The following is a 4,363-nucleotide window of genomic DNA, read 5'->3' as shown; positions in this document are numbered from 1 at the left end:
GGCGAGCGACGGCCACGCATACGAGGAATCACCCATGTCACGAACGACCCGCCTGCCTGACCTGCGCCGGGTGTTGCGCTACCACACAGGCCCGATCGACGTGCCTGAGCCTGCCGAGTGGCTGGGGATCACCCTGCGTACCCTCTACCAGGACATCGCCGCGCTGCGGGCGATGGGTGGCGAGGTCGTCAATGCCCCCGGCCAAGGGAATGTGCTGCCTCCCGAAGTCGCGCCACCGCCCACCGCCCGGGGCGACTACTACCGCTGGCTGTTCTTCGCGGCCGGCCCCCTCGTGGCCTACGGGAAAGGGCTGCGAGAGCGATCGACCCACCAGCGCTGTGAGGCCTACATCGAGCGGGCCCTCTCGCCGCACGCCTGATGGCAGGGCCCTGGCTGCGACTCGCGCCGCTCTGGCGCCACGGCCACCTCATCCTGACGGTGCTGGTGCTGCTGCTCTGGTCGCAGGTGGACAGGGCGCTTGCCGGGGTGCTGTTCCTGCCGGTCTGGGTGCTGGCCACCCAACTGATCGTGGCCGGCAGCCTGGAGGCCGCTCGGCTGCGTCGACGTGCCTGGCTCGACCAGTACCTGCGCGACGACTCACCCTGGCGCGGCTGGTTGCGGGGCGGGGTGATGATGGTGGTGCGTCACCAGTTACTGGGCGCGCTGCTGGCGCTGGTACTGCTGGTCAAGCTGCGCCTGCTGGCGCCGGCCCTCTGGCCGGTATTGCTGGCCGGCGTGCCAGGGCTGGTGGTGGCGCAGAACCTGCTGCGCCGACGCCTGGCACGCCATGTCATCGCCGAGCATCTGCCGGCGGTGACCCGGCGCCTGGTGGTGGTGCCGGCCGCCGGCCTGCTGGCCCTGGTCCTGGTGGTCGTCGCCCTCTGGCTGCCCCAGCCATGGCTGGTCGGACTCGGCTGGGAAGAGGCCATCGCGCGTCATTTCCCGGATGCCTCGGGGGGAGCCGTGCTGGGGTTCTTCGAGCGACTGGCCACCATCGCCGAGATCAGTCAGCACTGGAGCATGCAGAATGCCGTGGAGCGCTTCCAACTCGCCACACCCGTGGCGGTGTTGGGCTGGCTGCTGTTGCTGCTTACCCAGAGCACCTTTGCCTGGGCCTATGCGCGCCTGCTGGTCGGTGCCGAGGCCCTGCGTCGGGGCGGGCGTCGGCAGCATCGTGCCGCGTTGCACTCCTGCCGTGAGGAGGGCCCGTCATGAGTCATGCCATGCGCCGGTCAATCGCCCGGGGGCGCCTGGCCATCCCGTTCCGCCCCTGGCGTGGATGGGATCTGTCGCTCCTGGTGGTCATGACGCTGTTGCTGCTCTTTGAGGTCGGTCATGGCTGGCTGGCGTCGCGGAGCCAGGCGCCGCTGTACCGGGTGATCGTGGCGGGCGAGTCGCTGACCCTTAATGCCGACACCCGCGCCAGCGTCTCACGCGACCTGTCGGCATTCGCCACTGAGGTGGAAGAGCGGCTCCAGGCGCGCATGAAGCCCTGGCTGGAGGGGCGTCTCGAACGGGCCTTTGCGCCCCTCGAGGCGGCGGTGCCGGGCTACCTGGACTGGTACTACTCGCCCGTTGGCAGCTACACGCGACTCGGCGTGGCGCTCATGGGTGACCTCGATGCCTGGCTGGATAAACAGCTTCACCAGCGGCTGGTCGAGGCGACTGGCCTCGATTTGGCGCTGGCCGGCCTGCAGGTGGACTATCCTCGGCGCCTGGCTAGCGAACAGCGGGGCCTGGCCGAGGATATGGCCGAGACGCTTCATGAACGCTATGTCTCGCGGCAGGTAGCACCGGAGGGAGAGGGCGAGCGGCCCATCCATGAGCTCGATCTGGATGGGGCGCTGCAGGAGACCCTGCAGGATGGACGGGATACGGGACGCTGGAGCACGGCCGCGGTGGGCGGCAGTGGTGGTGCGCTGATGGCGGGTCGTGCCCTGGCCCGGCGGCTCGGTGTCTCCGTCGCCGCGCAGGGCAGCCGCCTGGCCCTGCGCCGCCTGGTCACCCGCCTGGGAGCCGGTGCCGTGCGTTCACTCGCCGCCGGTGGCGCCGCCTCGGCCGCCACCGCGCCTGCCGGCCCGGGCGCCCTGGTCGTGGGCACACTGACCTCCGCCGTGACCCTGGCCGGTATCGCGGGAAGCGAGGTTGCCCTGCTCAAGGTGCAGGAGGCGCTCCATCGGCCGGCGATGGCGTCCCAACTGCGCGATGCCATTGGCCAGGCCCGGCTGGCGATGCAGGCCTCGTTCGAGGCCGCCATCTCTGCCAGCGCCGCGACCCTGATGGCGCAGCTCGAGGCTCAGTCGACCCGGGCCGACGACAGCGAAGGGAAGCCACGCACCTACCGGATCCTCGGCCAGCGCGGCGAATAGCGGCCTCAGGCGCCGTGCAGCCGTCGATGCAGGTCGCGGATGCGGTCGGCGAATTCCGTTACCGGGCCCTCGACCTCCGCATCCGGCACCACTTCCTGTATCGGCAGCGGGCGCACTCTGGGCGGCGCCACCTCCAGCTCCTCCAGCCAGTTCATTAGCTGCTCGGACGAACTGGCATAGAGGATTCGCCCCAGCCCCACCCAGCCATGGGCCGCTGCACACATGGGGCAGTGCTCGCCGGAGGTATAGACGGTGGCTTGTGCACGCTCCTCTGGGGACAGATGCTCCGCGGCCCAGCGTGCCAGGAAGAACTCCGGATGCTGGGTCGCATCCCCGCTGGCCACATGGTTGTGGTCTTCCACCAGCACCGCGCCATCGGCACTCACCAGCACCGAACCGAACGGCTCGTCCCCAGCCGCCAGGGCCTCTTCCGCGAGCTCCACGCAGCGCTGCAGGTGTTGCCTGTCTGTTTCGGTGATCATCGTTCGTGCTCCATGAGATTGCGAGTTGCCTTCCAGCATAGATGCTGTCGCCCACCTTGCCGATCGGGCCTTGGCCGGCCGCGACAGTCAATGCAGGGCCATGGGTCAGGCGTGCATCGCATAGGCCATCGGTGCCAGGGTGCCTTGAATTTATAGACGATCAGTCTATATTAGAGGCATGATACGAACCACTGCTTCTCCCAGGCCTCGCCGTGGACGACCGCCCAAAATTCCTCGCGACGATCCGGACACCCGCGCGGCCCTGATCCGCAGCGGGCTCGAGGTCCTGACCGAACAGGGCTTCACCGTCTCCGGCATCGACGGCATCCTCAAGCGCGTGGGCGTGCCCAAGGGCTCCTTCTACTATTATTTCGACAGCAAGGAGGCCTTCGGCCGCGTCGTCATGGAGCATTACGGCGCCTACTTCGCCAACAAGCTCGACCAGCACCTGCTGGACACATCACGCCGGCCCTTGTGTCGCCTCGTGGCCTTCGTCACTGATGCGCGAGCCGGCATGGAACGCCACCACTTCCGCCGCGGCTGCCTGGTGGGCAACCTGGGCCAGGAGGCCGGCGGGTTGCCGGAGGGATATCGGCAGTGGTTGCGGGAAACCCTCGACGACTGGCAACAGCGCGTGGCGCGATGCCTGCGCGAGGCCCAGGAAGCCGGTGAGCTGAGTAGGGCGGCGGATTGCGACAGGCTGGCCGAGGCCTTCTGGATCGGCTGGGAAGGGGCAGTCATGCGTGCCCGGCTAGAGGGAAGTGCCCGTCCTCTGGAGACCTTCATCACCACCTACATGGAAGGACTACCCCGTTAGCCGGGTTCTTTCATGTCTTTTCATAGACGATCGGTCTATAAATCAGTTCATCAAGGAGGTTCACGATGTTCAAGGCAATCCTGATCGACAAGCAGGACGACGGCCAGCGTGTGGCGCTGGAGACCCTCGACGAGTCGCGACTCCCCGAGGGGGACGTGACGGTGCGGGTCGAATGCAGCACGCTCAACTACAAGGATGCCCTGGCCATCACCGGCAAGGGGCCGGTGGTGCGCGCGTTTCCCATGGTCCCGGGGATCGACCTGGCGGGCACGGTCGAGAGCTCGACGGCCGAGGCCTATCAGCCCGGCGACACCGTGCTGCTCAACGGCTGGGGCGTCGGAGAAACGCACTGGGGCGGCCTGGCCGAGAAGGCACAGTTGGACAGTCGCTGGCTGATCCCCCATCCGACGGCCTTCAGCGCCCGACAATCCATGGCCATCGGCACGGCCGGGTATACCGCCATGCTGTCGGTCATGGCGCTGGAGCGCCAAGGCGTGACACCGGAGCAGGGCGAGGTGCTGGTGACCGGCGCCAATGGCGGCGTGGGCAGCTATGCCATCGCGCTCCTGGCGCGGCTGGGCTATCGGGTCGTGGCCTCCACCGGACGCCCGGAGGAGACGGCGTATCTCCATGGCCTCGGGGCCCAGGAGGTGATCGATCGCAATACGCTCTCCGAACCGGGGCGGCCCCTGGCC

6 protein-coding genes are annotated in these 4,363 nt (G+C 68.2%); 5 read left to right on the top strand and 1 reads right to left on the bottom strand.

Annotated elements, in window-relative coordinates:
- Positions 1 to 34: 34 nt before the first annotated feature.
- Genes RI841_RS06330 through RI841_RS06320 form a run of 3 tightly spaced genes read left to right on the top strand, consistent with a single transcriptional unit; the run spans position 35 to position 2,369 of the window.
- A complete protein-coding gene (locus RI841_RS06330) occupies positions 35 to 379 on the top strand; it encodes an HTH domain-containing protein (protein ID WP_310704736.1) in 345 nt (114 codons plus the stop codon).
- Positions 379 to 1,215, top strand: a complete 837-nt coding sequence (locus RI841_RS06325) for a hypothetical protein (RefSeq protein WP_310704735.1) — start codon at positions 379 to 381, stop codon at positions 1,213 to 1,215. The genes RI841_RS06330 and RI841_RS06325 overlap by 1 nt, the downstream gene beginning before the upstream one ends.
- Entirely contained in the window at positions 1,212 to 2,369 is a 1,158-nt protein-coding gene (locus tag RI841_RS06320; protein WP_310704733.1) for a hypothetical protein, read from the top strand. Before RI841_RS06325 ends, RI841_RS06320 begins: the two co-directional genes overlap by 4 nt.
- Before the next feature lie 5 nt (positions 2,370 to 2,374).
- Here RI841_RS06320 and RI841_RS06315 read toward each other — a convergent pair whose 3' ends face one another.
- Positions 2,375 to 2,851 (bottom strand): nucleoside deaminase, encoded by a 477-nt coding sequence (locus RI841_RS06315; protein ID WP_310704732.1) that lies wholly within the window; start codon positions 2,849 to 2,851, stop codon positions 2,375 to 2,377.
- Positions 2,852 to 3,029: 178 nt separating this feature from the next.
- Between RI841_RS06315 and RI841_RS06310 the strand changes: the two genes are divergently transcribed.
- Positions 3,030 to 3,668 (top strand): TetR/AcrR family transcriptional regulator, encoded by a 639-nt coding sequence (locus tag RI841_RS06310; protein ID WP_310704731.1) that lies wholly within the window; start codon positions 3,030 to 3,032, stop codon positions 3,666 to 3,668.
- Positions 3,669 to 3,733: 65 nt separating this feature from the next.
- Positions 3,734 to 4,363, top strand: a 630-nt coding sequence (locus RI841_RS06305; RefSeq protein WP_310704730.1) for an alcohol dehydrogenase catalytic domain-containing protein, incomplete at its 3' end; no start/stop codon positions are given.

It is taken from the genome of Halomonas sp., from assembly GCF_031581305.1.
In the GTDB taxonomy this organism is placed as follows: domain Bacteria; phylum Pseudomonadota; class Gammaproteobacteria; order Pseudomonadales; family Halomonadaceae; genus Halomonas.
Note: the sequence above shows the minus strand (reverse complement) of the source record. Positions and strands in the feature narration are given on the sequence as shown.